This is a genomic window from Lentzea sp. NPDC020367 (assembly GCF_044387305.1).
Taxonomy (GTDB): domain Bacteria; phylum Actinomycetota; class Actinomycetes; order Mycobacteriales; family Pseudonocardiaceae; genus Lentzea.
In genome coordinates this window covers 547758-574629 of record NZ_JBIRVV010000001.1, presented here as the reverse complement: position 1 = coordinate 574629, position 26872 = coordinate 547758, and the positions used below count along the sequence as shown (strand labels likewise).

Below are 26872 nucleotides of genomic sequence, written 5' to 3'. Positions count from 1 at the left end.
CTCGGGCCCGGCTATCGCGGACCAGACCTCGATGCAGGCCCTTAGGGGTTGACCTGAGGCCGTCGAAGGTTGACGATTCAACGGACACCTGTCCGCCAGACGGTCAAGGAGTTCCCGATGAGTTCCGTCGTCCTGAGAAACGGCACTGTCCTGACCATGGACGGCCGCACTCCCCTCGTCGATCACGACGTCCTCGTCGTGGACGACCGGATCGCCGCGATCGGGCCCCGGCTGGAGGTGCCGGAGGGGACCGAGGAGGTCGACGCCACCAACGGCATCGTCATGCCGGGCATGATCGACACGCACCGGCACATGTGGCAGACGGCGATGCGCGGCTACGGCGCCGACTGGACGCTCACGCAGTACTTCGTCTGGTACTACCTGGAGTGGGGCAAGGTCTTCCGGCCTCAGGACATCCACGCCGGCAACCTGCTCGGCGCGGCCGAGGCGCTCGACGCCGGTGTCACCACGACCGTCGACTGGTCGCACGGTCTGCAGACCACCGAGCACGCGGACGCCGCCGTCGACGCGTTGCAGGCGGTGCCCGGCCGGTTCGTGCTGGCGTACGGGAACATCCAGGACAGCCCCGCCTCCTGGACGGCCACGCCCGAGTTCCGCGACTTCGTCTCCCGCCGCATCACCGGCGACGACATGCTGGGCTTCCAGCTCGCGTTCGACGTGACCGGCGACCCGTCGTTCCCCGAGAAGCCCGCCTTCGAGGTGGCACGGGAGCTCGGCGTCCCCGTCACGACGCACGCGGGCGTGTGGGGCGCGACGAACGACGACGGCATCAGGCTGATGTACGACAACGGGTTCATGACGCCGCAGTCGATCTACGTGCACGCGGCGACGTTGTCCGCCGACTCCTACCACCGCATCGCGGCGACCGGCGGGTCGATCTCCGTGTCGACCGAGAGCGAGCAGAGCGCGGGCCAGGGCTACCCGCCCACCTGGGCGATCCGCGAGCACGGCATCCCGGTGTCGCTGTCGATGGACACCTCGGTGTGGTGGAGCGGCGACCTGTTCTCCGCGATGCGCACGACGTTGGGCGCAGACCGATCGCGCGAGCACATGGCAGCGCACAGCAACAACGACACCGTCACGCACTCGTCGTTGCGCGCCCAGCAGGTCGTGGAGTGGGCGACGATGGGCGGCGCGCGGGCGTTGGGACGCGCGGACGACCTCGGCAGCCTGGAGGTCGGCAAGAAGGCCGACATCGTGTTGCTGCGCAACGAGAACTCCCCCGCGATGTTCCCGATCCTCAACCCGTACGGGCACGTGGCGTTCCAGGCACAACGGTCCGATGTGGACACCGTGATCGTCGACGGCCGGATCGTCAAGCGCGACCACAAGCTCGTCGGCGTCGACCTCGGCTCCATCCGCACCCAGGTCTCGGACACCGTCGACCACCTGCGGACGCAGCTCGGTGAAGAGGCATGGGCCAAGGGCATGAACCCGGACGTCCCGGAGTCCAAGGTGCTGGACAACCCCTACACCTACACCGAGTACCGCGGCGACACCCGGACGTCCGTCTGATGGGTGGTCCACTCGAAGGCCTGCTCATCGCGGACTTCTCGCGCGTGCTGGCGGGCCCGTACGCGACCATGCTCCTGGCCGACATGGGCGCCTCGGTCGTCAAGGTCGAAGGTCCGGCCGGCGACGAGACCCGCACGTGGATGCCACCGGTCCGCGACGACGTCTCGACCTACTACCTCGGCGTCAACCGGGGCAAGCGGTCGATCGCGCTCGACCTGCGCTCACCGGACGACGCCGCGCTGGGCCGTGAGCTCGCCCGGCGCGCGGACGTGGTGATCGAGAACTTCAAGCCCGGTGGCCTGGCCAAGTACGGGCTCGACCACGCGAGCGTGAGTGCGGACAACCCGAAGGTGATCTACGCGTCGATCACGGGTTTCGGTTCCGGGGACGGCAAGCACGTGCCCGGCTACGACCTGATGGTCCAGGCGATCTCCGGACTGATGAGCCTGACCGGCGATCCGGACGGGCCTCCGTACCGGGCGGGCATCTCGGTGTTCGACGTGATGGCGGGCAACCACGCCGTGATCGGCATCCTCGCGGCACTCCGTCACCGCGATCAGACCGGACAGGGCCAGCTGGTCGAGGTGAACCTGCTGTCCTCGGCGCTGACCGGCCTGGTGAACCACAGCTCGGCGTTCGTCGCGGGCGGGGTCGTGCCGTTCCGGATGGGCAACGCGCATCCCAGCGTGTTCCCGTACGAACCGCTGCCGACCGCCGACAACGACCTGATCATCGCGGCCGCCAACGACGGCCAGTTCCGCAAGCTGTGCGAGGTCCTGGGGCTGTCCGAGGTGCCGGACGACCCGCGGTTCGCCCGCAACGCCGACCGCACGCGCAACCGCGAGGAGCTGCGGCCGGTGCTGGTGGAACGGCTGCGGACCCGAGGTGCGGTCGAGTGGTTCGACCTGCTCGTGGCGGCCGGGGTGCCGTGCGGGCCGATCAACACGATCGACGGCGGGTTCGCGATGGCGGAACGGTTCGGGCTCGACCCGGTCGTGGTGGTCGGGGACGTGCCGACGACCCGGCACCCGATCCGCTTCTCGGAGACGCCGGCTGTCTACGAGCTGCCGCCACCGGAGTTGAACGAGCACGGCGACGAGCTGCGCAAGTGGTTGAAGGAGGACCGTGACGGTCTATGAGACAGCGCTCGGCGCGTCGACGCCCGACACGATCACGTTGCTGGGGCACGACCTCGCGCGGGACGTGATGGGCACCGTGGGCTTCGGCGAGCTGGCGTTCTGGCTCGCCACCCAGCGCAGGCCGAGCCCCGGCGAGACGCGCCTGTTCGAGGCGGTGCTGGCCGCGCTCGCCGACCACGGGTTCACGCCGACCGCGATCGTCAGCCGCCTGACCTTCCTGTCCGCTCCCGACTCCGTGCAGGGCGCGCTCGCCGCCGGGCTGCTCGGCGGCGGGTCGCGGTTCCTCGGCGTCACCGAGGACGCGGGCCGGTTCCTCAACGCCGTGATCAGCGCTCACGCGCCGCGCGAGGACTGGGACGAGCTCGCGCTGGAAACCGTTCGGGCGCAGGGGAAAGCACGCATCCCCGGGCTCGGCCACCACGTGCACAAGAACGGCGATCCCCGCACACCGCGCCTGTTCGAGATCGCCGAGGAGGAAGGCCTGATCGGGCCGCACCTCTCGCTGTTCGCCGCGATCGGGCGGGTGCATCCGCAGGTCCTCGGCAAGACGTTGCCGCTCAACGGCGCCGGCACGTGCGGCGCGGTGCTGGCCGACCTCGGTCTGCCGCTGGAGTTGTTGCGGGGCTTCGCGTTGCTGGCCCGCACCGCCGGGCTGATCGGGCAGCTCGCCGAGGAGCTGCGCAACCCCGTCGCCAACCAGATCTTCCTTTCTGTCGACACGAACACCAGGTCCGTAGCACCTGTCGAGGAGTGAGCAATGCAGCTCGTCACCGAGGACAACATCACCGCGCTCGCCGAGCAGCGCTGGGCCACCGCGAAGGACCCGCGGACCGCGCAGCTCATGACCGCGCTCATCCGGCACCTGCACGACTTCGCCCGCGAGGTGCGGCTGACCGAGGCCGAGTGGATGGCGCGATCCAGTGGCTCACCGCGACCGGGCACATCAGTGACGAGAAGCGCGAGGAGTTCATCCTCGCCTCGGACGTGCTCGGGCTGAGCATGCTGGTCGTGCAGATGAACCACCGGTTCGCGCCGGAGGCGACGCCGGCGACCGTGCTCGGGCCGTTCCACATCGACGGCTCCCCCGAACTCGGCTTCGGCGGTGACATGTCCGACGACGTGACCGGAACTCCGCTCTACCTCACCGGAACCGTGCGCTCGCTCGACGGTTCGCCGGTGGCCGGGGCGGTACTCGACGTCTGGCAGGCCGACGCCGACGGCGCGTACGAGGCCCAGCTCGACGTGGACGAGGCGCGGTTGCGGGCGAAGTACCGGGCCGAGCCGGACGGCTCCTACTGCGTGCGGACGATCACGCCGAAGGGCTACGCGATCCCGATGGACGGGCCGGTCGGCGCGTTGATCGAGCAGACCGAGATCAGCCACTTCCGGCCGGCGCACGTGCACTTCCTGCTCACCGCCGAAGGGTTCGAACCGCTGATCACGCACCTGTTCGAGGAGGGCGCCGAGTACCTCGACAGCGATGTCGTGTTCGGCACCAAGCAGGAACTGGTGGTCAGGTTCGTGCCGCGCGAACCCGGTGTCACCCCGGACGGCGGTCTGTCCGAGGTGCCCTGGGTGCTCGCCGAGTACGACTTCGTCCTGCAGCCGTGCGCGCCGCACTAGTCGTTCGTCCCGGTCAGCCGCCGTCGCTCGCTGACCGGGGCGAGCCTTCCGGCGAGGTCGTCGTGGACGTCCTCGCCGCACCCATCACACCGCTGGATCTCCTGTGCGCCAGTGGAACCTCGTACTTCGGCGTGCCCGCGACGCCATATGTGCCAGGAGTTCAGGGGATCGGGACGGTCGACGGCCGGACCGTGTGGTTTCCCACCACCGCAGGGATGGCTCCCGGCGACGGGAGCATGGCCGCGAAGGCGGTGGCACGGCAGGAAGATCTCGTGTTCCTGCCGAACGTCGACCCGGTGCTGATGGCCGCACTCGGGTTGTCCGCCGTCGCCGCGTACATGGCGTTGATCTGGCGGGGTGAGCTGACCGCCGGGGAGACCGTGATCGTGCTCGGCTGTGGCGCGGTCGGGCAGTCCGCGATCCAGCTCGCGCGACTGGCCGGTGCCGGACGGGTGATCGCCGCCGCACGGTCGGAACAGGGCCGGGAACGCGCGGCGCGAGCGGGAGCCGACGTCGTGGTGTCGCTGGAGGACGTGGCGGATCAGAGCGCCGACCTGCTGATCGACCCGTTGTTCGGAGCGCCCGCCGCCGCGGCCGCCCAGGCGTTGCGCCCAGGCGGCCGGTGGGTGAACCTCGGCGGTTCGGCGGGTGAGACGTCCCCGATCACCTCGTCCACGTTGCGCAGCAGGTCATTGCGGTTGTCCGGCTACACCAACAACGAGCTGACCGGGCGGCAGCGGGCCGACGCCATCTCGGTGATCGCCCGGCACGCCGCCGAGGGTGAGCTGACCGTCGACCACGAGGTGGTGCCGCTCGCCGACGTCACGGATGCCTGGCACCGCAAGGATCACGGCCGGGTCGTGCTGGCCATGTAGTCCTGGACCTTCTTCAGCGTCACCGGATCTTCCATGCCGCCGCCGTGGCCAACCTGGTCCGTCACGACGTGGATCGCCTTGCGCCCCAGCTGTTTCTGCACCGCGTCCGCCCAGACCTTCGGCGTCGCCGGGTCGAGCGTGTTGCTCAGCAACAGCGTGGGGTGCGTGCTGCGCGAGGACACCGGCTTGGGCCGCCCGGTCTTCGGGCCGCCGACGCAGATCGAGCTGTAGTTGCTGGAGTTCGTCGAGTACCCGACGACCGGCGCGGCCTTCCTGGTCGACGCCAGATCAGCACGAGCCTCCTCGACGTCCGGCACGGCGAACGGCCAGTCCGAGCAGGTGTTCGGGTCCGCGTACTCGAACCTCTGCGGCGGCTGCTCGCCGCCGGGCTCGTCCGGGAACGGGTTGCGCCCGTCAGCGAGATCGCGCAGTCCCTTGGCCACCCCGGCGAAGTCGCGGGGAGCGAAGATCTCGAAGTACCGCGTGATCATGACGTCCGACCACGGGAAGCCGAAGAACTTGCCGGGAAGCCTGCCGGCGTTCTGCTGGGCCTTGCGGAACACGTCGGCCGGGTTCTGGCCGTGCAGCGCGCTGTAGGGCGTTTCGGCGGACCACTGCGTGAACTTCGTGAAGATCGCCTCGACGCCCGCCGCGGCCGTGGTCATGAACTCCCGGCGGCTCTGGTCGGGGTTCATCACGCCCTCGATGATCGAGCGATCGACGTGCTGGCCGAACCTCTCCAGGTACCGCTCGGCCAGCAACGTGCCGTACGAGATGCCGTACACGTTGATCCGTTTGGCACCCACGGCCTTCCGCAATGCGTCAGCGTCGTTCGCGGTGCTGTACGCGTCGAGGTGGCCGTCGAGGTTCGCGACCCCGGTCGTGCACGTGGACCAGAAGTCCTTCTGGTTCTTCTTCAGCGCCTCGAACGCCCCGGCGTCCGTCGGCGGCACGTACGGGATCTTGAAGATCTTGTCGACGTCGCAGGTCATCGGGTGGCTCTCGCCGACGCCGCGCGGGTCCAGTGCGATCAGGTCGTAGCCGGGCAGAGCAGGCCGCAGGGTGCCGAAGGTGAAGTCACCGGGCTGACCGGGGCCGGACGGGAAGCCCAGGATCGTGCCCTTGCTGTTCTCGGCCTTCAGCCGGTAGGCGCGCAGCCCGACCGTGCCCTTGCCGGATTTCGCCCAGTCGATCGGCACGGTGAGCGTGCCGCACTCGACTCCGTCCGCGACCGGCTTGTCGCACGCACCCCATCCGAGGTCGGGTGTCGCCTGGGCTGGAGAGGCGAAGGTCAGCGGGATCATCCCCGCGACCGCCGCCACCGCTGTCATCCGTGCACTGCTGCGAAATGTCACGACCTGAGAGTGGATCTACGGCTCGTCAGCGGTCATCACGCTGCGGTCGGGGATGAAAGTCCACCTCAGGTCGTACAACCTGCACGGGTGATCATGGCGTGCCACCATGGACCGGGTGGATCGACGCAGGTTTCTGAAGGTCGCCGGGCTCGCCGGTGCCGGTGCCGCACTCGCGGCCTGCACCTCCCCCACCTCCCCGCTTCCGCCACCGTCCAGTTCGTCCGTTCCGAGTGGACCGCCCGACTGGACCGCTTTGCGCGAGAAGCTGTCCGGCCGGCTCGTGCTCGCGGGCGACGACGGGTTCGCCTACCAGGGCTTCAACCCCGTGTGGGACGGCCAGAAGCCCGCCGCAGTCGCCAAGGTCAGTTCGGCCGCGGACGTGCAGGCGTGCGTCGAGGCGGCGCGCGGACGGGTGGCTCTCGCGGCCCGCAGCGGTGGCCACAGCTATGCCGGGTACTCGTCGCCGTCCGGTGGCCTGCAGGTCGACGTGCGCGGGCTGGCCGGTATCGAGGTGCTGCCCGGTGACCAGGTCCGCGTCGGTTCCGGCGCCGCGCTCGGTGACGTGGCGAAGACGCTGGCGGCGTCCGGGCGGTGCCTGCCGACCGGTACGTGCCCGTCTGTAGGCGTCGCGGGTCTCACGCTCGGCGGCGGCATCGGCGTGCTCTCCCGCAAGTACGGGCTGACGTGCGATCACCTGGTATCGGCGCAGGTCGTGACGGCGGACGGACGGCTGCTCACCGCGTCCGCCCAGCAGGAGCCCGACCTGTTCTGGGCGTTGCGCGGCGGCGGTGGCGGCAACTTCGGGATCGTCACGGAGTTCGTGTTCGCCACCGTGCCCGCGCCGGAGGTCACCGTTTTCTCGCTGTCGTACCCGACCGGCGCCGCGGACGCGCTCGGGGCGTGGCAGACGTGGATCGCGGACGCGCCCAACGAGCTGTGGTCCAACGTCGTCGTGCGCGGCGGCGCCCAGCCGAGCTGCAAGATCGGCGGCTGCTTCATCGGCTCCGTCGGCGAACTCGCCGCGCTGGTCAACCAGTTGCCCGCCCCGGCCTCCCGGTTCATCCAGCCGCAGACCTACGCCGAGGCCACCCAGTACTTCGCGGGCGGCCCGATCGCCCGCGAGTCCGCCGTGGCGTCCTCGCGCGTGGTGCGCGAACCGATCAGCGACCCGGCGAAGGCCGTCACCCTGCTGGCAGGTCAGTCGGACGAGACGTACCTGATCTTCGACGGACTACGCGGCGCGGTGGCCGACGTCGCGCCGGACGCCACCGCGTTCCCGCACCGCACGGCTCTCGCGAACGTCCAGATCTACCTCAAGACACCACCCGAGGGCGCCGACGAGGCGCGCACGCGGCTCGCGAAGATCCGCGACGGCCTCGGCGCGCTGGTCGGCGACACCGGCTACGTCAACTACATCGACCCGCAGATGCCGCAGTGGGCGCAGGCGTACTACGGCGGCAACCTCGCCCGGCTGCAGAACGTCGCCGCGAAGTACGACCCGGACCACGTGTTCGCCTTCGCGCAGGCCGTTTCCCGGTGACACCGAGCCAGTGAGTTGGTGACCGGCCCGGTGTGACCCGTCCACTGGTCGGACGGTGTGGCGCGGAAGTTCCCGAACTCACCCGTCTGAGGGAACTGATCGGGTTCGCGCTCCGACTAGATGCTCGTGGAAACGACAGGTCTGCCGGTGCGGCTGGCGGGGGTGAGCTGCGCGCACGGCGGCAGAACGGTCGTGCGCGACGTCTCCCTCGACGTCGCGCCGGGCCAACGCGTGGCGCTGACCGGCACGAACGGCTCCGGCAAGACGACGCTGCTGCGCGCCGTGCTCGGGCTCCATCGCGCGGCGGACGGGGTCGTCGAGGTCGGTGAGCGGCAGGCCCGCACCGCCGGTGACTGGGCTCGGCGGCGGCGGGAGATCGCGTGGATTCCGCAACGGCAGGCGGCGGGCCGGTTCCCGTTGCTGGTCGACGAACTGCTGGCCAGCAGCGGCGCGCTGGAACCCGCCCGCGCGGCGGCCCGAGAACTCGGGGTCGGTGATCTCGGGCGGCAGCCGGTGCACACGTTGTCCGGTGGGCAGTTGCAGCGGGCTTACCTGGCTCGGGCCATCGGGTGCGTGGACGCCGGGGCCGGGCTGCTGCTGGCCGACGAACCCACTGCCGCGCTGGACTTCGAGGGTCAGGCCGCGGTCGCCGGGTTGCTGACGAGCCTGCCGGTCACGGTGGTGGTCGTGACGCACGACCGGGCCGTGGTGCAGCGGTGCGAACGGGTGCTGGAGATGGCCGCCGGGACGCTGCGGGAGATCACGTGATCGAGCTCCTGGAACTCGCCGCCGTGCAACGGGCCGCGTTCGCCCTGCTGCTCGGCGCGGTCGCCCTGCCCATCATCGGTGTCGTGATCATCGGACTCGACATCATGCCGGTCCGGTTCGCCATGATGCACATCGCGTTGCTGGGCATCGCGGTCGGCCTGCTGACCGGCCTGGACCCGTTGCTGTGCGCGGTGGTCGCGTGTGGACTGTCCGGCGCCGGCCTCGCTCCGCTGGCCCGCAGCTCCTCCGGGCTGTCCGGCGCAATGGGGCTGTTGATGAGCCTGGCGATCGCCGCCGCACTGCTGGTCCTGTCGATCTCCGGCGTGAACGCATCGGCGGCGTTCGAGCTGCTGTGGGGCTCGATCCTGGCGACCAAGACCGGTGATGTGATCCTGCTCGGCGCGCTCGCGGTCATCGTGCCCGGGCTGTTCCTGTGGCGGCGCAGGCAACTCGCGCTTCTCCTGCACGACCGGGAGCTGGCCGCGTGCTCGGGTGTGCCGGTCAACCGGCTGACGCTCGTGCTGCTGGTGCTGGTGGCGATCGCGATCGCCGGTGCCATCCGGTTGACCGGGGCGTTGCTCGTCGACGCGCTGACGTTGCTGCCCGCCCTGGCCGCCCGCCGGCTCGCGCAGTCCCTGACCGGGATGGCGTTGTGGGCCGTCGGGATCGGCATCGTCGTGAACCTGGCCGGGTTCGCCCTGGCCCTGCTGCTGGACCAGCCACCTGGTCCGGTCCTCGTACTTCTCGCGGGTGCTGTCGCGCTCGCCGCCCATTTCATTCCCGAACGGAGAACCCTCGCATGGCAGTCCGCCTCCTCACACTGACCGCCGCACTGCTGCTGGCCGGGTGCGGAACGACCCCGCAGACCCAGCCGCAGTCCGCGCAGACCGGGCCCAAGGTCGTGGCGACGACGAGCTGGGAGGCCGGGTTCGCGAAGGCGGCCGGGGCCGGCAACGTCACGGTGATCGTGCCCAAGTCCGTGCTGCACGCGCCGGACTACGACCCGAAGCCGTCCGACCTGAAGGCGGTGGCGGACGCGGACTACGTGCTCTACGCGCCGTTCGAGTCGTTCGCGCCGAAGATCACCGACGCGGCCGGGTCGAAGGCGAAGAAGGTCGAGGTCGCGCTCGACAACTCGCGCGACAAGGTCAAGGCCGAGGTCACGCGGCTCGGTGAGCTGTTCGGCACGCAGGACGCGGCCAAGAAGTGGATCGCGGGGTTCGACGCCGAGTACGCCAAGCTCGCCGGTGAGGTGAAGGCCAAGTGGCCGGGCGGGCAGCAGCCCAAGGTCGTCGCGCAGATGTTCGTCGGCTACGCGGCCGACCTCGCGGGCGCGGAACTGCTCGGCGTGTACGGACCGGAACCGGTGACGGCGTCGCAGGTCGCGGAGCTCAAGAACAAGGCGCCGCAGTTCGTCTTCGAGAACTCCCACATGAGCACCGGAACCGTGCTGCCGGACGCGAACGCCAAGCAGGTCAACCTCGTCAACTACCCCGACGACGACAACGACCTGCTCGGCGTCTACCGCGCCAACGCGAAGACGATCAGCGACGCTCTCGCCTAGCCAGCACGCGCAGGGCGTCCCGGTCGACCTTGCCCGCGGGGGTGAGGGGGAACTCGGGCAGCACCAGCAGGTGTTCCGGGTGCTTGAACCGGGACAGCTCGCCCAGGAACTCCCCCAGCTCCGCGACGGTCACCGGGGCGCTCACGACGAGGCACGCGCACAGCCGCTCACCCATCAGCTGGTCCGGCACGCCGACGCAGGCGACGTCCCGGATCGACGGGTGGGCGGCCAGCGCCTGCTCCACCTCGGCCGGGCTGATGTTCGCGCCACCGCGGATCACGATGTCCTTGCGGCGCCCGACAACGGAGAGATAGCCCTCGGCGTCGAACACGCCGAGGTCGCCGGTGCGCACCCAGCCGTCCGGGGTGCGGTAGCGGGCGTTGAGGTCGTCGTCGACGTAGCGCAACGGGCTCATCGGGCCGCGCGCGATGATCTCGCCGACCGCACCGGTGGGCACGGGCCGCAGCGCGTCGTCCACGACGAGAATCGAGGCCACGGCGGGGTTGGGGCGTCCGGCACCGCGGTTCGGCGGGTCGTCCAGAGCGGTGTGGCAGTTGACGCCGTCGGCGGACCCGTAGACGTTGACCACGATGGCGTCGAACACCTCGCGGCACGCTTCGGCGGTCGCCGCGTCGAGCTGGGCACCACCGGGGGCGATCACCCGGATCGACGAGTAGTCACCGGGCTGGTCCAGCAGCATCTTGAACATCGTGGGCACGCCGAACAGATGCGTCGGCCGGGCCCGTGCGATCAGCTCCACAGTGGACTTGACGCTGAACTTGCTTTGCAGCACAAGAGTGCCGCCGTGCCGGGCGAGCGTGACCGTGGTTCCGTTGCTGCCGAACGACGACGCGAGCGGCACCAGGAACAGCGCCCGCAGCTCCTCCCCCGGCGGAATCAGCCTGCCGACGAACGCCCCGCGCCCGCCGAGCAACGCGTTGTGCGAGTACAGCACCATCTTGGGCTCGGCCTCCGAGCCCGACGACACGAGGATCCGCGCCGGGCCGTGGGGATCTGACCGCACCGGCTCGAACACGTCCGCTGGGGCCAGCAACGAGACGGTGGACCAGGCCTCGGGCAGGTCATCTGCGATCAGGCCCACCGCACCGCTGCGGGTGACGAGCGACCGTGCCTCGTGCTCGCCGCGTCCAACCGGGAACGGCAACACCACACCACCCACCGCGGCGACGGCGAGGTCGGCCGCGACCGCGTACCGGCCGTTGGGCAGCTGCACGGCCACGACGTCACCGGGCCGGACGCCGCGTTCGCGCAGGTTCGCGGCCATCCGGAGAGCGAGTTCGTTGAGCTGCAGGTAGGTCAGCTCGCCGTCGTCGTCGATCACGGCTGTTCGCGACGGGTGTAAGAAGACGCGCACCGCGAACAGGTCGTAGAGGTCGCGGTCCGGGTAGTGGCCCTGCGCGGCCCACTGCTGGCGGAGCGCGGCGGGGACGAGGTCGTGGACGGTGGTGGTCGTCATCTGAACCTCCAGGGTGTCAGGACTTCGGGGCAACGGTCTTGGTCGAGCGCGATCACGTCGGCGAACCGCGAGTCTGTGGTGATCGAGGCGAGGTCGTCGGTGACCGGGACGCCCTCGTGGATCCAGCCGCCGTCGCCGAGCAGCGGGCGGCGGAAACCCGGTGCGGGACGGTCTTTCGCTTCCAGTCGCAGGAGTTCGGCCGCTGCCAGCAGGGACGACTCGGCACGGATCGCACGGCCGGTGCGTTCGCGCTGGAGGAGCGCGGCGACGGTCGTGTAGGCGCCGAGCAGGCCGCCCAGCACGTCGAGCAGCGTCATCAGCGACGGGGCCGGGGGCTCGTCGGCGGGACGCAGGAGTGCACCGAGGCCGGTGCGGGCCTGGGCCATGAAGTCGGTGCCCATCGGGGCGTCGGGGAGTCTGCCCGCCCAGCCCGAGGTGTGGACGAAGACCAGCGCCGGGTTCACCGCGGCCAGGTCGTGCGCGCCGAGGCCGAGGCGTTCCGCGGTGCCGGGAGCCCAGTTGTGCAGGAAGACGTCGGCGGTGCGGACGAGGTCGCGGAGCCGGTCGCGGTCCTGCGGGTCCTTGATGTCGATCTCGATGGCGGACTTGCCGCGGTTGAGGGCCAGCCAGCGGGCCGAGGCGTCGCCGCACATGGGTGGCATGCCGCGCAACGGATCGCCGCCGGGTGGTTCGATCCGGATGACGGTGGCGCCGAGCAGGCCTAGGAGGTGGGCGGCCAAGGGGGCCTGGACCCGGCGGCCGGCCTCCAGCACCAAGACGCCGGACAACGGGAGCGTGGCCGCGGTGTGCGGTGCCGAGGCCTGCCTCTCCCCCACCCGCATCCGTCCACTCGCCGCGCCTCGCCGCCCTGCGAAGTCCAGTGTGGTCAGTTCGAAGGCCGGTCCGCCCGTCGAGTCGGGCGCGTGCAGGTGGCAGATGCTCATCGCCTTCGCCTGTGCGTGCGTCGTCAGTTCAGCGAACGTCCGTGCCTCTGTCGCGGCGTGCAGCTCTGCCGGGAGGGGCGCGGTCGCGGTCGGATATCGGAACTGGAACGGCCGCCACCCAGCGCCGATCACCCTGCCCGGCACGCCGAGTCCAGCCCAGAACGCCTGCCACACCGCCGGATCCAGCGCCTCGATCTCGAACAGCACCCCGTCGGCGCTGCGGAACGGCGGCCCGCCCGGTTCGAGCGCCGTGGCCTCGGCCTCCGGCGCACCGGCGGCGGCGAGGTACTGCGAGACCGTCATCAGGGCGGACTGCGCGACGCTCGTCGTGACGCTCGATCGGCCGTCGAACAGCGCCGCGAGCAATCCCGCGCCGCCGATGACCCCGGCCGCGGTGGCGCAGTAGTCCAGGCCGAGGCCTCGCGGTGAGCCCTGGCTGCGGCCGTGCACGTGCATCGGGCCGCACACGGCCTGGGCGCTCGCCTCGTCGGTGACCTCACCGCCGCCCAACGGTCCGGCCCAGCTGACGGCCAGTTCGGCGGCGGCCTCGACGTGGGCGGGCTCACCGCCGGCGTCCGGGAACCGGGAGACGGTCGCGCCCGACTGGTGCAGGAGCGTGCCGAGCACGCCGGCCGCGGCCGAGTCGCCGCGGACGGTGATCTCGGTGGCGGACAACGGCGGATCGCTCGTCGTCCGGTCGAGGTGCAGGGTCACGCGGGCCTCCTCCTGGCGACGGCGGTCGGTCGTCCACCAGTCGGACGGGACACCGCCCGAGTTCCCAGCGGAGAGGAAGTGCCGGTGCTGGAACAGGTTTCCGCGTTCGTGCGTGAGCACGTGCAGCCAAGTGAGACGGTGCTCGACGCCGGAGGTGAGGCAGGTCAGGCAGAACTCGCGCGGCTGCGGGGGCTGGCGAGGCCCGCCGGGCTGTGGGCTTTGCCACTGCCGCGCGAACTCGGCGGTGGCGGGCTGGGTCTGACGGAGTACTTCGCGTTGGCGGAGCAGGAAGGGAGCAGCGACCACGGACCGGCGGCGCTCGGTTCCGCGTGTCTGCTGGACGTGCGGATGTTCCAGCGGTTCGCCCGTCCGGCGGTGCTGGAGTTGCTGAAGCCGTTGGTGGCCGGGGAGATCAGCGGCAGTTACGCGATGACGGAGCCGGGCGTGGCGGGCTCCGATCCGGCCGCCGCGCGCACGACGGCCGTTCGGACCAACGGCGGATGGCTGCTCAACGGGCGGAAGTGGTTCACCACCGGCGCCGGAAACGCCTCCTACGTCACGGTTCTGGCGAGCGGGTCGTTGTTCGTCGCGACGGATTTCCGCGTGGTGCGAGAGATTCCGGTGCTCGGCGCGGCCGGTCAGTTCGAGATCGCGCTGGAGGACGTGTTCGTGCCGGACGGCCACCTGCTCGGCGAGGGCGGCGACGGACTCGCCATCGCGGGGACCCGGCTCGCACTCGGCAGGACGTTGCGGTGCCTGCGGTGGATCGGGATGGCGGAGCGCGCGTTCGACCTGATGTGCCTGCGAGCCAACGAACGCCAGGTGCGCGGCAGTGCGCTGGCCGACCGGCAACTGGTGCAGCAGCACGTCTTCGAGTCGTTGCTGGCCATCCGGTCGGCGCGGGCGCTCACCCGGCAGGCCGCCGAACTCGTTGCGGCACAGCAGGACGCGCGGACCGAGATCGGACTCGCGAAGGTCGCGGCGGCGCGCACCCTGCACCAGGTGACGGACGCGGCCATCCAGGTGTTCGGGGCGGAGGGACTTGCCCCCGGCACGTTGCCGATGCTCGCCAGGATCGGCCGGGCGGCCCGGATCCTCGACGGCGCCGACGAGATGCACGTCTCCGACACCGCGCGGCGGGTGCTCAGAACTCGCGCGAACTGACCTCCCCGGACGCGATCGCCAGTGCCAGGGCGTAGAAGAACGTGCCCCAGATCAGTTCGTGGTCTTCCAAGTCGTCGTAGGTGCCGCCGAGCAGCCTGCCGTCGCGCACGGAATTGCCCAACCGGGCGAGGGGTGCCGACGCGTCGAGGCCGAGCTTGAGCATCGCGACGGCGGCGATGGCGTCCGCGGCGGTGTCGCCGGGCACGTGCCACTCGTGTGCCATCGACTCAGCGCGTGCGCGGTACTCGTCGCCGAGCCACTGGACCGCGTCCGCCGCCGCCAGCATCAGCCACGCGCGGCCACGCGGCCAGGTCTCGGTCAACACCAGATGCGCGTCCACATGAGACCGGGCGAGGTCGCGCCGGCCGGCGGAAGCCAGCAACGGCACCACACCGGCCGCGCCGTCTGCCCGGTTTCCGGTGTCCGGACCGAACGCCGTGCCCCACGGGATCACGCCGTCGACCGCGCGGGAGGCCAGCGAATTCGCGGCCCGTTCGACGTCTCCCCTGCCGTACCAGAAGATCAGGCCCTGCAGCACGGTGTCGGTGTCGTGCCAGCAGTCGAGCTTCGCCGTCCAGCGGGCCGCGTCGCGGTGACCGTTGAGCCACAACAACCCCGCCCAGCACCCGCCCGCCCACGAACCGCGAGCCGTTGTGCGCCAACGGCCTGAAAGACCGGCGTAGAGCGGAAAACGCTCGCCCACCTCCGCCAGCGTCGCCTCGAGGCGGTTCATCGGGCTCGCCAGGCGACGACCGCCGCAGCGAGGAACTCCGCCGCCACCAGCACCCACCCGGCGGTGTAGCCGAGCAGCCCGAAGAGCGGCGGGCCAAGAGCGAACCCGGCGAAGAACCCGGCCGACACGAGCGCGGAGTTCCGTCCCAGTTCAGGGCCTTGCGAGGCCGCCACGACCAGCAGCATCGAGATCGCGTTCGCCGCGACGGCGCACCCGCCCACGACCACCATCGCCGCCCAGGCCAGTGCGGGAACCCCGGTCAGCAGGAGAAGCGGCGACAGGACGGCCGCCGCGGACAGCCAGACCAGCAACGTTCCTGCCGACGTCCCCGCCATCCTGGACCACAGGATCCGGCCCGCGATCCCGACCACGCCGAGCACCGCGACCAACCCGGCTGCGACCGGTGCGGTGAAGCCGAGTTCCTCGGTGGCGAACAGCGCCACGTAGGTGTTCACCGCCGCGATGCCGGAGCCGAGCAGCACCGAGAATCCCGCGAGCCGCCAGATCAACGCTTCCGCGGTCAGCGAGACCTTCAGCGGTAGACGCCGAGCCGGCGCGGGATCTTCGGGAAGCGCCATACAGGCCAACGCCGCCAGTGCGGCCATGGCTGCGGCGACACCGACCGCGAGCCGCCAGTCGACGCCCTCGGCGAGCCAGGCCAGCGGTAGTCCGGCAACGAACGCACCGAGTTGCACACCGGATTGCTTGACGCCCAGGAGAACGGGCCGCCGCGGCGCGGGCACGGACGTCGCGATCAGCTTGTTGGTCGAAGGATTCGCGAGCGCCTGTGGAATGCCACCCAGCGCGACCGCGATCACCAGCACGGCGTAGTGCGGCGCGGTCGCGAAGACGGCCAACGCCACCGCACTCGTCGCGAACAACGCGATGATCGAGCGCCGAGGTCCGAGCGCGTCCACCGCCGGCCCGATCGCGAGCGACAGCACCACCGCCACCCCGAACCCGGCCGTCACGAGCACGCCGAGCAACGGCCGCGCGATGCCGAACTCCCCCACCAGCGCGGGTGAAAGCGCTCCCAGCAGGAACAACGGCAGCATCGACGCGGTCATCGCCGCCGTCGTCAGCACCGGCACCGCTGCCCGCCCGCGCAGGTGAACCTTCTCCACGGCCACTAGTCGCGCGAACGAGCCGTGAAGTTCCCCGGAACCGAACGCGTTTCCGCACCGACCTGTGAACCATGGAACGTCGAACCTTCTTGCGCGCTTCGGCGCTGTCACTGGGACTCACCGGAACCGCCACCGCTACCGCCGCGACACCCCTGCGAGTGCAGGTGCTGGTGTTCGAGGGCGTCGAGGAACAGGACTTCATCGCCCCCGTCGAGGTTCTCGGCCTGGCTGGGAAACTCAGCGGCGGCGCCCTCCGCACCACCCTCGTCTCGACCGACCGCCCCCGCGTGGTGACCTGCACGTACGGCACCAAGGTCGACGTGCCGAACGGGTGGTCGCCCGGCGAGGCGGACGTGCTCGTGGTGCCCGGCGGCGGTTACGCCAACCCCAGCGCTCCCGGCGTGCACCCGCTGATCCGCGACCGCGCGTTCCTGCGCAGGCTGGCCGAGTCCGACGCGCTCAAGGCAGGCATCTGCACGGGCACGATGATCCTGTCCGCGGCGGGGATCACCAAGGGCCGCAACGCGACCACGCACTCCGCCGCCAAGGCCGACCTCGCGGCCCAGGGCGCAACGGTGATCAACGCTCGCGTGGTCGACGACGGCGACCTGGTGACCGGCGGCGGCATCACCTCGGGCCTGGACGTGGCGTTGTGGCTGGTCGAACGGTTCGTCGGCGCCCAAGTGGCCCAGCGCGCGGAGACCGTGCTGGAGTACGAACGGCGTGGCACCGTCTGGCGGCGCTAGACGACGCCGACGTCCTCGTGGCCCTGCCCGTTGATCAGGTCCTCACGGGCACGGGCCACCCGCGACCGCACGGTCCCGATCGGGCAGCCCGCCACCTCGGCGGCCTCGGCGTAGGACAGGCCGAGCACCTGGGTCAGCAGCAACGCCTCCCGCCGCTCGGGCGCGAGACCGGCGAGCATCACGTTGAGCTCCACCACGTCCTCGAACCCCGCGTACCGGGCGTGCTCGGCGTAACGGTCCGCGTCCGAGGCGAGCTGGTAGTCGGCCGACCAGGCGATCGACGGGCGCGCGACGGCCGCCCGGATGTGGTCGACGACGGTGCGGCGGGCGATCGACAGGAGCCAGGTGCGGGCCGAGGAACGGGCCTCGAACCCCGGCAGGCTGCGCAAAGCGCGCAGGTAGACGTCCTGGGTGAGGTCGTCGGCGACCCCGATGCCGCCGAGGTGGGCGACCAGCCGCCAGACGTCGCGCTGCGTCAGGCGGATGAACCGCTCCAGCGCCTCGCGATCACCGGCACCGGCGGCCAGCGCGCACGCCGTCACCGCCTCGTCGTCACTCCTCGAAGTCGACACGATTCGGCAGAGTAACCCAACGCTCAAGATTGCTGGGAACTGTGAACGCTCAATAGCCGACAATGTCGGTGTGGAGTGCTACACCTGCCGCGAAGCCCTGTCCGCGAGGCTCGACGGGGAACCAGAGGGCGTGCCCGCCGACCAGGTGGACGCGCATCTCGACAGCTGCGCGTCCTGCCGGGAATGGCACGACAGCGCCGCCGCGCTCACCCGCACGCTCCGGGTGAGACCGGCCACGCGGGTTCCGGACCTGGCCGCGACGATCCTCGACGCCGCGCCCCCGATCACCCCGCCCGCACCACGCGGCTGGTTGCCGCGCGGGCTGCTCACCGGGGTCGCCGTCGCACAGCTCACCCTCGGCGTGGCTCAGGTGGTGGGCGTCAACGCGTCCGCCCACGGCGGCCACACGACCGGCGTCGACAGCAGCCACCTGTTCAACGAGAGCACGGCCTGGAACCTCGCACTCGGCCTCGGTCTGTTGTGGACGGCACTGCGCCCGGCCGCGGTGGCGGGCATGTTGCCCGTCACTGCCGCGTTCGTCGCCGTGCTGATTCCCTACTCCGCCAGCGATCTCGTCAGCGGCACGGCGACGGCGGCCCGCGTGTTCTCCCACTCGCTGCTGCTCGTCGGCTTGGTGCTGCTGGCGTTCGTGCACTTCAGCGAACGCGGCCCGGGCGACCGCACTCCCTTGGCGCACAACGAGGGTGACACCGCGCACGACGCGTCCAGCACGGCGGACCGTGCTGGACGCCAGCGCGTACGGCGCCGGATCAGGCTGCGCCCCGTGAGCAGACGGGACGCCGCCTGAAACTCAGGGAATGCGCGCGCCCACCGCGGCGAGCGCCTTCGTGACGGGCTGGAAGAACGTCACACCACCGCTGCGGCAGTTGCCACTGCCGCCTGACGTGAGGCCGATCGCATTGCCGTTGGCCGTGAAGGCCGGTCCGCCGCTGTCGCCGCCTTCCGCGCACACGGTCGTCTGGATCAGGCCGGTGACACGACCTTCGGGGTAGTTCACCGTGGCGTTCAACCCGGTGACGCGGCCAGAACGCAGTCCGGTCGTGCTGCCCATGCGCTGGACCTGCGTGCCGACGCGGGCCTCGGCGGCCCGCTGGATGCGCACCTTGCGGCCGTTGCCGGTGTCGACCTCGCTGGGCGCGTTGGCGTTGCGGTCGTTGTAGGTGAGCAGGGCGAAGTCGCCGTTGCCCGGGAACGTCGACCGCGCGACCGTGGCGGCGGCTCTTCCGCCCGGTGTCAGGGAGAACTGCCTGCCCGCGGCCGTGCAGTGGCCCGCGGTGAGGATGGCGGGGCGGTTGTCGCCGGTGACGACGTTGAAGCCGAGCGAGCAGCGGCTGTTGCCGGCGAAGATCGCGTCGCCGCCCTCGGCGAACAGCTGGAACGTGCCGGTGGTGCGTTGCAGTTTCACGCCGGCGCCCATGGCGTTGACCGTGGACACCAGGTTGTCCCACTTGGCGCCGGTCACGGTGCTGTCGGCGGTGACGAGGACCTCGTTCGTGGCCGGGTTGACGGCCCACGCGGTGCCCGGCACGGAAGCCTTCTCCCGCAACGTCTCGGTGGCCTGCTCCGGTGCTGTGCGCTGCTGCGGCGCCGCCTGGCTCGCGGTGAACGTGGCGGCGGTGATCGCCACGGCGACGAGGCCGATGGCACCCGCGATCACCTTCCCGCGGCGGTGGTCATCGTGGTGTTTGCCCATGTGGCGCCCTCTCGTTACCGGACTGAGATCCGCTCCTGTCTGGGTGTACGTACAGCGCCGAGGTCCGGTTTAGGTGAATTGTCAGCGAGAGAGGGGCAAGCGCAGCTGGAGCCGGAACCCTCCGGTCGACGTTGGGCCGGACGTGATCACCCCGCCGAGCAGGGCCGCCCGCTCCTGGAGGCCGAGCAGTCCGTGCCGGGCGCTGGGCAACGCGAGCGTGGGATGGGTCGGCGCGGTGTTCGTGACGGTCACGGTCAGGTGGGTGTCGTGCGCGATCTCGACGTGGGCCGTGCTGCCGGGGGCGTGCTTGCGGACGTTGGTGAGGGCTTCCTGGATCGTCCGGTAGATCGTGCGCTGGAACGCCGAGTCGATGCCGGCGGGAGCGGACCCGGTCAGCGTGGCCTCGATGCCGCTGCCCGCGACCAGTCCGTCCACATCGGACAACGTCGGTTGGGGCGCCAGCTCGGTGGCGGAACTTCCGGACGCGCGCAGCAGGTTCACCATGTGCCGCAACTCGTCCAGCGTGTCGACGGACAACCGGCGAACGTTCTCGGCGGCGGCCCTGGCGTCGGGATCGGCAGTGGACACGCTCAGCGCTCCCGCCTGGACCGCGATCAGGCTGACCTTGTGCGAGACGACGTCGTGCATCTCGCGCGCCAGCTGGTTGCGTTCCCTGGCCAGCACGGCCTGCGCGTGCAGCTCCCGTTCGTACTCGCGTGCCCAGACGAGCCTGCCGAAGAAGATCGGCGCCACGGCCGTCATCACCGCGTAGATCCCCACGAGCAGCACGTCGGCGTGCTCCACCTCGAGATCCATGCCGGGAAAGAGATATCCGGCCGTCCCGAGCACCGCGCACCCCGTCAAGAGCACCCGATCCGAATGCCGCACCGCCACCGAGTAGAGCGCGAACACGGTCGCGAGCAGCCCGCCGACGATCGCCAACGCCGGCAACGTCGCCAGGAACACCAGAACGGGCCAGCGACTCCGGAACACCAGCGCGACCACCGCCAGAACCGCGACACAAGACGAAAGCGGATCGTGCGGCGCGTTGAGCCCCGACTCGACGGCCGCGACCACGACCAACGCGGCGTTGACGAGCAGCGCCCGGTTCACAGCAACCCCGCGCGCTGGGCCAGCAGGGCCGCCTGCACGCGGCTGCCGACGCCCAGCTTGGCCAGGATCGCGGACACGTGGTCCTTCACCGTGCCGACGCTGACGTGGATGCGCGCGGCGATGTCCGCATTGGACAGTCCCTCGGCCACCAGCACCAGCACGGCCCGTTCGCGCTCGGTCAGCCGCTCGATCCGCACCGCCTCCGGGGAACCGGCACCCGACCCCAGATACCCGTCCACCACCGTGCGCGTGACCTTCGGCGACAGCACCACACCACCCGCCGCGAGCGTGCGGACGAACTGCGCGAGCTGGTCCGGTGCGGTGTCCTTCAGCAGGAACCCGGCCGCGCCCGACCGCAGCGCCGTCGCGATGTACTCGTCCGAGTCGAACGTCGTGAGCATCGCCACCACCGGTGGCTCCGCGAAGCCGCGCAGCTGCCGCAGGATCGTGAGCCCGTCCACGTCGGGCATCCGGATGTCGAGCAGCACGACGTCCGGGCGGTGCAGGCTCACCTCCTTCACCGCCTGCGCGCCCGTCACCGTCGCGACGACCTCGATGTCCCCCGCCGCCCGCAGGATCAGGCGGAACCCCGAGCGCACCAACTCCTCGTCGTCGACGACGATCACGCGAACCATGCGCTCCAGTCTCGGCCCGCGCGGCACGAGCGCGCATCCGGGGCTGGTCGGTCCGGCCTCCCCCGACCGGCTGGATCACACCCGACGATCGGCGGGGTGCGGCCGAGTCGGACGTCCTCTTAGGACACAGTCCGCCAGGATGAGCGGATGAACTCGCTGTTGCTCGCCGCCGCGTTCGCCATGGTCGTCAGGTCACTGGCGGCGAACCGGCTGGACCGCTGGCTCCTCGGCGCGCCGCTGGTGATGGTGCTGGCCGGGGTCGTGGTCGGGTTGTTCGAGCCGAACGGCATCGCGGACGGTCTCAACACCGAGTCGGTGCAGCACGCGGCCGAGATCATCCTCGCGGTGCTGCTGTTCGTCGACGCCACCGAGGTGCGCGCGGGCCGCCTGTGGGGCGCCTATCCCGGGCTGGTGGCACGGGTGCTGCTGGTGGCCATGCCGGTGAGCATCGCCGTGGCCGCGCTGCTGGGCTGGCTGCTGTTCCCCACCCTGCCGTGGGCGGTCCTGCTGCTGGTCGCGTGCGTGACGGTGCCGATCGACTTCGCCCCGGCGGAACGGGTCGTGCGCGACCCCGGGCTGTCGGTGCGGGTGCGCGGCACGTTGAACGTCGAGAGCGGCTACAACGACGGCATCGTCACCCCGCTGTTCCTGTTCGCGCTGATCCTGGCGGGCGACGACTCCCAGGACCGCACGCCGCTGGAAGCGCTGGGCACGGTGCTGCCGTTCGCGCTGAAGGCCCTGCTGGCCGGTGTCGTGATCGGCGCGCTGCTCGGCTGGCTGATGGACCTCGCGCACCAGGCCGGCTGGGTGAGCGACCAGTCCGCACGGGTCGCGGTGCTGCTGGCGCCGCTGCTGACCTACACCGCGACGGTCGCGATCGACGGCAACGGCTTCGTCGCCTCGTTCGTCTGCGGCATCGCGTTCCGGTACGTGCACCGGCTGCTCAAGGCCCGTAGGGTCCGCACGGGACGGGCCGAGGCGCGCACGGACGCGTTGAACACCGACCTGCACCTGCTGGAGGACGTCACCGGGCTGCTGACGATGACCATGTGGTTCGTGGTCGGCATCGCCGCCGTGCTCACGTTCTACCTGGGCGTCTCGTGGCAGATCCTGCTGTTCTGCGCGGCCGTGCTCACCGTGGTCCGGATCGTGCCCGTGTTCCTCGCCTTCACGGGCTCACGGATGCCTCGCCGCGAACGCCTGCTCGTCGGCGCGCTGGGCCCGCGCGGCACGACGACGATCGTGTTCGGGCTGCTGGCCTACAACCGGCTGCCGGAGGGGAACACCGCCGACACGATCCTGGCGCTCACCGTCGGCTGCGTGCTCGGCAGCGTCGTCCTGCACGGCGTCGGGGCGAAGCCCTTTCAGAGGCTCTTGGCGAAGTGGAACGCGGGGATGACGAAGCCCGAGGCCAGGTAGAGGCGATGTGCGTTGTGCCTCGGCGTCCCGGAGTCGAGGTGCACGCCCGCGCAGCCGAGACGGCGGGCCTCGTCGTCGACCCACCGCAGCAGGGCGCTCGCGTGGCCCTGGCCGCGGGCGGACGGGAGCGTGCTCAGGTCGTCGATGTAGAGGTGCGATCCGGCGTAGAGGTTGGTCATGTGCCGGAACCCGGCCACCGCCACGACCTGGCCGTTCGCGTCGGAGGAGGCGGCGATCCGGTAGCCCTCACGGCGCTGGCCGCGCACGAGCTCCACGAACTCGTCGACGTCGGTGAGGTGCGGGCGAAGCTCTCGCATCGCGTCGAACGCCAGGGCGGTCTCGGCGCCGTCGAGCTCGGTGATGGCGTGGGTGAAGGTGGTCACGGTGCTGATGTTCGTCCACCAAGTGGCATCTCAGAAGACCCATTCCAGACGTAAACCAAGAGGCCACTCCAGGCCGCCGAAGTGACGTGGGTCTCATTCGTTCGGATCAACGGGACGCGGGCGGGTGCTCGCGACAACTCCTATCGTGACCCGCATCGCCGAGCAGGGGCACCGGCCCGACCTTGCCACGCAGGACCCGAAGGAGGTCTTCGCGTGGCTTTTCGACACCTACGCCGGGCAGATCCGCGCCTATCTCGCCGGACGGGTGGGCCCCGACGTGGCCGACGACCTCGTGGCCGAGACGTTCCTCGTCGCGCTGCGAAGACGCCGGACGTACGACCCCACCCAGGCCACCGCCCGCAGCTGGCTGTACGGCATCGCGACGAACCTGCTGCGCAACCACGTGCGGCAGGAGGTGCGGGGCCTGCGGCTGACGTCCCGGGCGGCCGGCGGCGAGACCGAGGTCGAGAACCACGACACCGTGGTCGCCGACCGCGTCGACGCCGCCGCCAGGATGCGCGTGCTCGCCGGGGCGCTCGCCCAGCTCGGCGAGCAGGACCGCGACGTCCTGCTGCTGACCTCGTGGGCCGGACTGGAACCGGCCGAGGTCGCCGACGCGCTCGGCGTGCCGTCCAGCACGGTCCGCTCGCGCCTGCACCGGCTGCGCCACCGCCTGCAGTCCCTGCTCACGAACTCCACGGAGGAAGCACCCCGATGAAAGAGCTCGACGAGGCATTCGAGCTGCTGCACCGCGACGCCCGCGAGGCGCCCGGCGACCTGGCGGGGGCGCGCGCCAGGCTGATGGCCGAACTCGACGGCGTGACGCCGTTGCGGAAGCGCCGCAGGTGGGTGCTGCCGGCGGCCGCGGCGGCGGTCGTGCTGCTGGCCGCGGGCACCGCCGGGGTCGTGGTCAGCAGGCAGCGGACGCTGACCGTCGCGACGGCGTCCGAGGTGCTGCTGCGGGCGGCGGACAGCATCGACGTCGGCGCGGTGGCACCGAAGGTCGGCCCCGGCCAGTACCTGCTGCGCGTCGAACGCGTGAGGTCCGGCCGTTCGAACGCCGAGAAACCGGACAGCACCGTCGGCTTCACCTACCTGGTGGAGCAGGAGATCTCGCGCTGGATCCCGGCGAACGACCGCGACGTCTGGCAGGAGACGCGCAAGGTACTGGGACCGCCGCGGTTGATCGGCCAGAACCTGCCGGAGGGGCAGGTCCCGCCGCCGCTGGGGATCCAGCCCACCGACCAGGGCCAGTGGGCCGGCGCGTGCGGCGACTTCTTCCCGGAGGCCAAGCCGAAGAAGGTGTGCGGCGATCCGGACGACTGGGACAGCCCGGAGTTCTACGCGCGACTGCCACGCGATCCGGACGAGCTGTACGGCCGGCTCAAAGAGCTGACGGCGAACCGCGGCAGCGCACCGGACACGATGTTCCACTACGCCATCCAGATCCTGGCCACCGGCATGATGCCCGCGGACCTGCGGGCCCAGTGGTACCGCGCCATCGCGAAGATCCCCGGCATCCAGATCGCCCACCAGGCGACCACTGTGGACGGACGCGAGGGTGTCGCGCTGGGCCTCACGACCGAGCACGAGCAACGGCAGCTGATCATCGATCCCACGACCGGCGAGTTCATCGGTGAGCGCACGGTGGCCGGCGTCCAGCCTTACCAGGCCTGGATCAGGCCCGGTGTCGAGACCTACTCCAGCTCCATCACCACGTCCGTGGTCAACGGGCGCGGCCAGACGAAGTGACGGGTGGGGCCTCCCCCGACGGAAGCCCCACCCGTTCTCAGACAGCGGGCTTCGCCAGCACCGGCTTGGTCAGCAGCTGCGACGCCGCCCGCTTCGGCCGCGGGTCGATGCTCCCGGTCACGAAGATCTCGTACCAGAGGCAGAAGACCAGCACGGTCCAGATCTTCCGGCTGTGGTCGGCCACGCCGTCCCTGTGCTCTTCGAGCAATCGGCGCACCAGATCGAGGTCGATGAGCCAGTCGGCGCGCGAGGTGTCGAGGACGTGCGACGCCCACTGGTACATCTCGGCGCGCAGCCACACCCGGATCGGTGTGGGGAACCCGAGCTTCACCCGGTTCACGACGTGCGGCGGCACCACGCCTTCGAGGGCGCGGCGCAGCGCGTACTTCGTGTCGGCCGACCGCGGCGGCAGCTTGAGTTCACGTGGAATCGTCGCGGCCACGTCGAACACCGCGTAGTCGAGGAACGGCACCCGCACCTCCAGCGAGTTCGCCATCGACATCCGGTCGGCCTTCACCAGGATGTCGCCGCGCAGCCACGTGTAGAGGTCGACGTACTGCATCTTCTCGACGTCGCCGAGGTGCTGCGCCTCGGCGTAGATCGGCCCGGTGACGTCGGTGTAGCTCACGCCGGAGTCGTACTGCTTGAGCAGCAACGACTTCTCCGCCTCGGTGAACATCCGCGCGTTGCCGTAGTAGCGTTCCGCGATCGGCGTGGTGCCACGTTCGAGGAAGCTCTTGCCCTTCACGCCCTGCGGGATGGCCTTCGACACGGCCCTGAGTCCGCGCCGCACGCCGTCGGGCAGGCCGGTGACCGCCTTGAGCGACAACGGTTCCCGGTAGATGGTGTAGCCGGCGAAGAACTCGTCGGAACCCTCGCCGGACAGCGCGACCGTGACGTGCTCGCTCGCCTTCTTCGCCACGTAGTACAACGGCACGAGCGCCGGGTCGGCCACCGGTTCGTCGAGATGCCAGATGATCTCGGGCAGCGCGTCCATCATCATCTGCGCGTCGACCACGACCGGATGCATCGTCACGCCGAGGGCTTTCGCGGTCTCCTCGGCGACCGGCAGCTCGGAGTAGCCCTCGACCTCCAGGGCGGCGGTGAACGTCAGGATGTCCGGGTTGACCTCCCGCGCCAGCGCGACGACCGCCGTCGAGTCGATGCCGCTCGACAGGAACGCGCCGACCGGCACGTCCGAACGCATGTGGATCCGGACGCTTTCCCTGAGAGCGTCCCGGATCCGGGCGTAGAGCCGTTCCGGATCGTCCTGCGGCACCGGCCGGAACTCCGGCTGGTAGTACCGCCGCACGGCCAGGCCGTCCTCGGCGCGGTAGGTGAAGCACTCCCCCGAGCCGATCCGCTTGATCTGCCTGTGCAGCGTCGCCGGCTCCGGCACGTACTGCAGCGTCAGGTAGTACGACAGGCTCGCGTGGTCGAGGGTCTGGTCGCCCCACGCGGCGAACGGCAGCAGCGCCTTCTTCTCGCTCGCGAAGAACACGCCCTCGTCGGTGACGAGGTGGAACAGCGGCTTGATGCCGAACGGGTCGCGCGCGCCGAACGCGACCCGTTCCTGACGGTCCCAGAGGACGAACGCGAACATCCCGCGCAGCCGCCGGACGGCCGCCTGGCCCCAGTGGTGATAGGCGGCGACGATGACCTCGGTGTCGCCTTTCGTCGAGAACGTGAGCCCGGCGGCGATCAGTTCATCTCTGAGTTCCAGGTAGTTGTAGATCTCGCCGTTGAACGTGATGACATAGCGTCCGTCCTCGTACTCGAGCGGTTGCTCGCTGTGTTCGACGTCGATGATGGACAGCCGTTTGAAGCCCATCACCACTTCGTCGCCGACGGTCACGCAGCCGGTGTCGTCCGGGCCGCGGTGGTGCAGGGTTTCGAGCGCCCTCTCGATCCCGGCGGTCTTGTCCTTCGCCGAACCGGAGGAGCAGATGTAGGTCAGCAGTCCACACATGGGATTGGGAACG

Annotated in this window: 26 protein-coding genes and 1 pseudogene; 16 read left to right on the top strand and 11 right to left on the bottom strand. The window is 70.6% G+C overall.

Annotation, left to right across the window (positions count from 1 at the left end; all coding sequences use genetic code 11):
* Window positions 1-117 precede the first annotated feature (117 nt).
* From ACH413_RS02520 to ACH413_RS02495, 6 genes and pseudogenes are all read left to right on the top strand, one after another.
* Complete coding sequence (locus ACH413_RS02520) at window positions 118-1536, top strand: amidohydrolase family protein (RefSeq protein WP_360029858.1); 1419 nt, start codon at window positions 118-120, stop codon at window positions 1534-1536.
* Complete coding sequence (locus ACH413_RS02515; protein ID WP_360029857.1) at window positions 1536-2675, top strand: CoA transferase; 1140 nt, start codon at window positions 1536-1538, stop codon at window positions 2673-2675. The genes ACH413_RS02520 and ACH413_RS02515 overlap by 1 nt, the downstream gene beginning before the upstream one ends.
* Window positions 2662-3429: a citryl-CoA lyase gene (locus tag ACH413_RS02510; protein ID WP_360029856.1), complete on the top strand. Its 768-nt coding sequence runs from the start codon at window positions 2662-2664 to the stop codon at window positions 3427-3429. Before ACH413_RS02515 ends, ACH413_RS02510 begins: the two co-directional genes overlap by 14 nt.
* 3 nt (window positions 3430-3432) lie before the next feature.
* A pseudogene (locus tag ACH413_RS02505) lies at window positions 3433-3653 on the top strand (dioxygenase); the annotation flags it as partial.
* A gap of 21 nt (window positions 3654-3674) precedes the next feature.
* The gene (locus tag ACH413_RS02500; RefSeq protein WP_360030364.1) at window positions 3675-4298 is read left to right on the top strand and encodes a catechol 1,2-dioxygenase; all 624 of its coding nucleotides are present in this window, start codon (window positions 3675-3677) and stop codon (window positions 4296-4298) included.
* Window positions 4283-5173: a zinc-binding dehydrogenase gene (locus ACH413_RS02495; protein WP_360029855.1), complete on the top strand. Its 891-nt coding sequence runs from the start codon at window positions 4283-4285 to the stop codon at window positions 5171-5173. Before ACH413_RS02500 ends, ACH413_RS02495 begins: the two co-directional genes overlap by 16 nt.
* Here ACH413_RS02495 and ACH413_RS02490 read toward each other — a convergent pair.
* Window positions 5146-6504 carry an alpha/beta fold hydrolase gene (locus ACH413_RS02490; RefSeq protein ID WP_360029854.1) on the bottom strand — a complete coding sequence of 453 codons (1359 nt, stop codon included), beginning with the start codon at window positions 6502-6504 and terminating at the stop codon, window positions 5146-5148. The two genes, ACH413_RS02495 and ACH413_RS02490, sit on opposite strands and share 28 nt — an antisense overlap.
* Before the next feature lie 130 nt (window positions 6505-6634).
* Between ACH413_RS02490 and ACH413_RS02485 the strand changes: the two genes are divergently transcribed.
* The 4 genes from ACH413_RS02485 to ACH413_RS02470 all read left to right on the top strand — a co-directional run bounded on the left by ACH413_RS02485 (window position 6635) and on the right by ACH413_RS02470 (window position 10400).
* Window positions 6635-8068: an FAD-binding oxidoreductase gene (locus ACH413_RS02485; RefSeq protein ID WP_360029853.1), complete on the top strand. Its 1434-nt coding sequence runs from the start codon at window positions 6635-6637 to the stop codon at window positions 8066-8068.
* 126 nt (window positions 8069-8194) lie between these two features.
* A complete protein-coding gene (locus ACH413_RS02480) occupies window positions 8195-8836 on the top strand; it encodes an ATP-binding cassette domain-containing protein (RefSeq protein ID WP_360029851.1) in 642 nt (213 codons plus the stop codon).
* Complete coding sequence (locus tag ACH413_RS02475) at window positions 8833-9660, top strand: metal ABC transporter permease (protein ID WP_360029850.1); 828 nt, start codon at window positions 8833-8835, stop codon at window positions 9658-9660. The genes ACH413_RS02480 and ACH413_RS02475 overlap by 4 nt, the downstream gene beginning before the upstream one ends.
* Window positions 9636-10400 (top strand): metal ABC transporter solute-binding protein, Zn/Mn family, encoded by a 765-nt coding sequence (locus ACH413_RS02470; RefSeq protein ID WP_360029849.1) that lies wholly within the window; start codon window positions 9636-9638, stop codon window positions 10398-10400. Before ACH413_RS02475 ends, ACH413_RS02470 begins: the two co-directional genes overlap by 25 nt.
* Here ACH413_RS02470 and ACH413_RS02465 read toward each other — a convergent pair.
* Together ACH413_RS02465 and ACH413_RS02460 are read right to left on the bottom strand one after the other, a co-directional pair.
* Complete coding sequence (locus ACH413_RS02465; protein ID WP_360029848.1) at window positions 10381-11877, bottom strand: class I adenylate-forming enzyme family protein; 1497 nt, start codon at window positions 11875-11877, stop codon at window positions 10381-10383. The genes ACH413_RS02470 and ACH413_RS02465 overlap by 20 nt on opposite strands.
* Window positions 11874-13655 carry a CoA transferase gene (locus ACH413_RS02460; RefSeq protein ID WP_360029847.1) on the bottom strand — a complete coding sequence of 594 codons (1782 nt, stop codon included), beginning with the start codon at window positions 13653-13655 and terminating at the stop codon, window positions 11874-11876. The genes ACH413_RS02465 and ACH413_RS02460 overlap by 4 nt, the downstream gene beginning before the upstream one ends.
* Between ACH413_RS02460 and ACH413_RS02455 the strand changes: the two genes are divergently transcribed.
* Window positions 13620-14699 (top strand): acyl-CoA dehydrogenase family protein, encoded by a 1080-nt coding sequence (locus ACH413_RS02455; protein ID WP_360029846.1) that lies wholly within the window; start codon window positions 13620-13622, stop codon window positions 14697-14699. The two genes, ACH413_RS02460 and ACH413_RS02455, sit on opposite strands and share 36 nt — an antisense overlap.
* Here the strand turns inward: ACH413_RS02455 and ACH413_RS02450 are convergent.
* Window positions 14680-15432: a hypothetical protein gene (locus ACH413_RS02450; protein WP_360029845.1), complete on the bottom strand. Its 753-nt coding sequence runs from the start codon at window positions 15430-15432 to the stop codon at window positions 14680-14682. The genes ACH413_RS02455 and ACH413_RS02450 overlap by 20 nt on opposite strands.
* The gene (locus ACH413_RS02445; protein WP_360029844.1) at window positions 15429-16556 is read right to left on the bottom strand and encodes an MFS transporter; all 1128 of its coding nucleotides are present in this window, start codon (window positions 16554-16556) and stop codon (window positions 15429-15431) included. Before ACH413_RS02445 ends, ACH413_RS02450 begins: the two co-directional genes overlap by 4 nt.
* Window positions 16557-16627: 71 nt before the next feature.
* Between ACH413_RS02445 and ACH413_RS02440 the strand changes: the two genes are divergently transcribed.
* Complete coding sequence (locus ACH413_RS02440; protein ID WP_360029843.1) at window positions 16628-17302, top strand: DJ-1/PfpI family protein; 675 nt, start codon at window positions 16628-16630, stop codon at window positions 17300-17302.
* Here the strand turns inward: ACH413_RS02440 and sigC are convergent.
* A complete protein-coding gene (sigC, locus tag ACH413_RS02435; RefSeq protein WP_360029842.1) occupies window positions 17299-17874 on the bottom strand; it encodes an RNA polymerase sigma factor SigC in 576 nt (191 codons plus the stop codon). The two genes, ACH413_RS02440 and sigC, sit on opposite strands and share 4 nt — an antisense overlap.
* 70 nt (window positions 17875-17944) lie before the next feature.
* On the opposite strand from sigC, the gene ACH413_RS02430 reads away from it, so the two are divergent.
* Window positions 17945-18682, top strand: a complete 738-nt coding sequence (locus tag ACH413_RS02430; RefSeq protein WP_360029841.1) for a zf-HC2 domain-containing protein — start codon at window positions 17945-17947, stop codon at window positions 18680-18682.
* 3 nt (window positions 18683-18685) lie between these two features.
* Here the strand turns inward: ACH413_RS02430 and ACH413_RS02425 are convergent, their stop codons facing one another.
* From ACH413_RS02425 to ACH413_RS02415, 3 genes are all read right to left on the bottom strand, one after another.
* Window positions 18686-19588 (bottom strand): S1 family peptidase, encoded by a 903-nt coding sequence (locus ACH413_RS02425; protein ID WP_360029840.1) that lies wholly within the window; start codon window positions 19586-19588, stop codon window positions 18686-18688.
* 81 nt (window positions 19589-19669) lie between these two features.
* Complete coding sequence (locus ACH413_RS02420) at window positions 19670-20701, bottom strand: histidine kinase (protein WP_360029839.1); 1032 nt, start codon at window positions 20699-20701, stop codon at window positions 19670-19672.
* Window positions 20698-21336: a response regulator transcription factor gene (locus ACH413_RS02415; RefSeq protein WP_360029838.1), complete on the bottom strand. Its 639-nt coding sequence runs from the start codon at window positions 21334-21336 to the stop codon at window positions 20698-20700. The genes ACH413_RS02420 and ACH413_RS02415 overlap by 4 nt, the downstream gene beginning before the upstream one ends.
* Window positions 21337-21483: 147 nt before the next feature.
* On the opposite strand from ACH413_RS02415, the gene ACH413_RS02410 reads away from it, so the two are divergent.
* Window positions 21484-22755, top strand: coding sequence for a cation:proton antiporter (locus tag ACH413_RS02410; RefSeq protein ID WP_360029837.1), 1272 nt, complete (start codon window positions 21484-21486; stop codon window positions 22753-22755).
* Here ACH413_RS02410 and ACH413_RS02405 read toward each other — a convergent pair.
* Window positions 22701-23138 (bottom strand): GNAT family N-acetyltransferase, encoded by a 438-nt coding sequence (locus ACH413_RS02405; protein WP_360029836.1) that lies wholly within the window; start codon window positions 23136-23138, stop codon window positions 22701-22703. The two genes, ACH413_RS02410 and ACH413_RS02405, sit on opposite strands and share 55 nt — an antisense overlap.
* Before the next feature lie 145 nt (window positions 23139-23283).
* Between ACH413_RS02405 and ACH413_RS02400 the strand changes: the two genes are divergently transcribed.
* Window positions 23284-23856, top strand: coding sequence for a sigma-70 family RNA polymerase sigma factor (locus ACH413_RS02400; RefSeq protein ID WP_360029835.1), 573 nt, complete (start codon window positions 23284-23286; stop codon window positions 23854-23856).
* Entirely contained in the window at window positions 23853-24890 is a 1038-nt protein-coding gene (locus ACH413_RS02395; RefSeq protein WP_360029834.1) for a CU044_5270 family protein, read from the top strand. The genes ACH413_RS02400 and ACH413_RS02395 overlap by 4 nt, the downstream gene beginning before the upstream one ends.
* Before the next feature lie 37 nt (window positions 24891-24927).
* On the opposite strand, the gene asnB is transcribed toward ACH413_RS02395, so the two are convergent.
* On the bottom strand, window positions 24928-26859 hold the full coding sequence (gene asnB, locus ACH413_RS02390) for an asparagine synthase (glutamine-hydrolyzing) (RefSeq protein ID WP_360029833.1): 1932 nt from the start codon (window positions 26857-26859) through the stop codon (window positions 24928-24930).
* Window positions 26860-26872 lie beyond the last annotated feature (13 nt).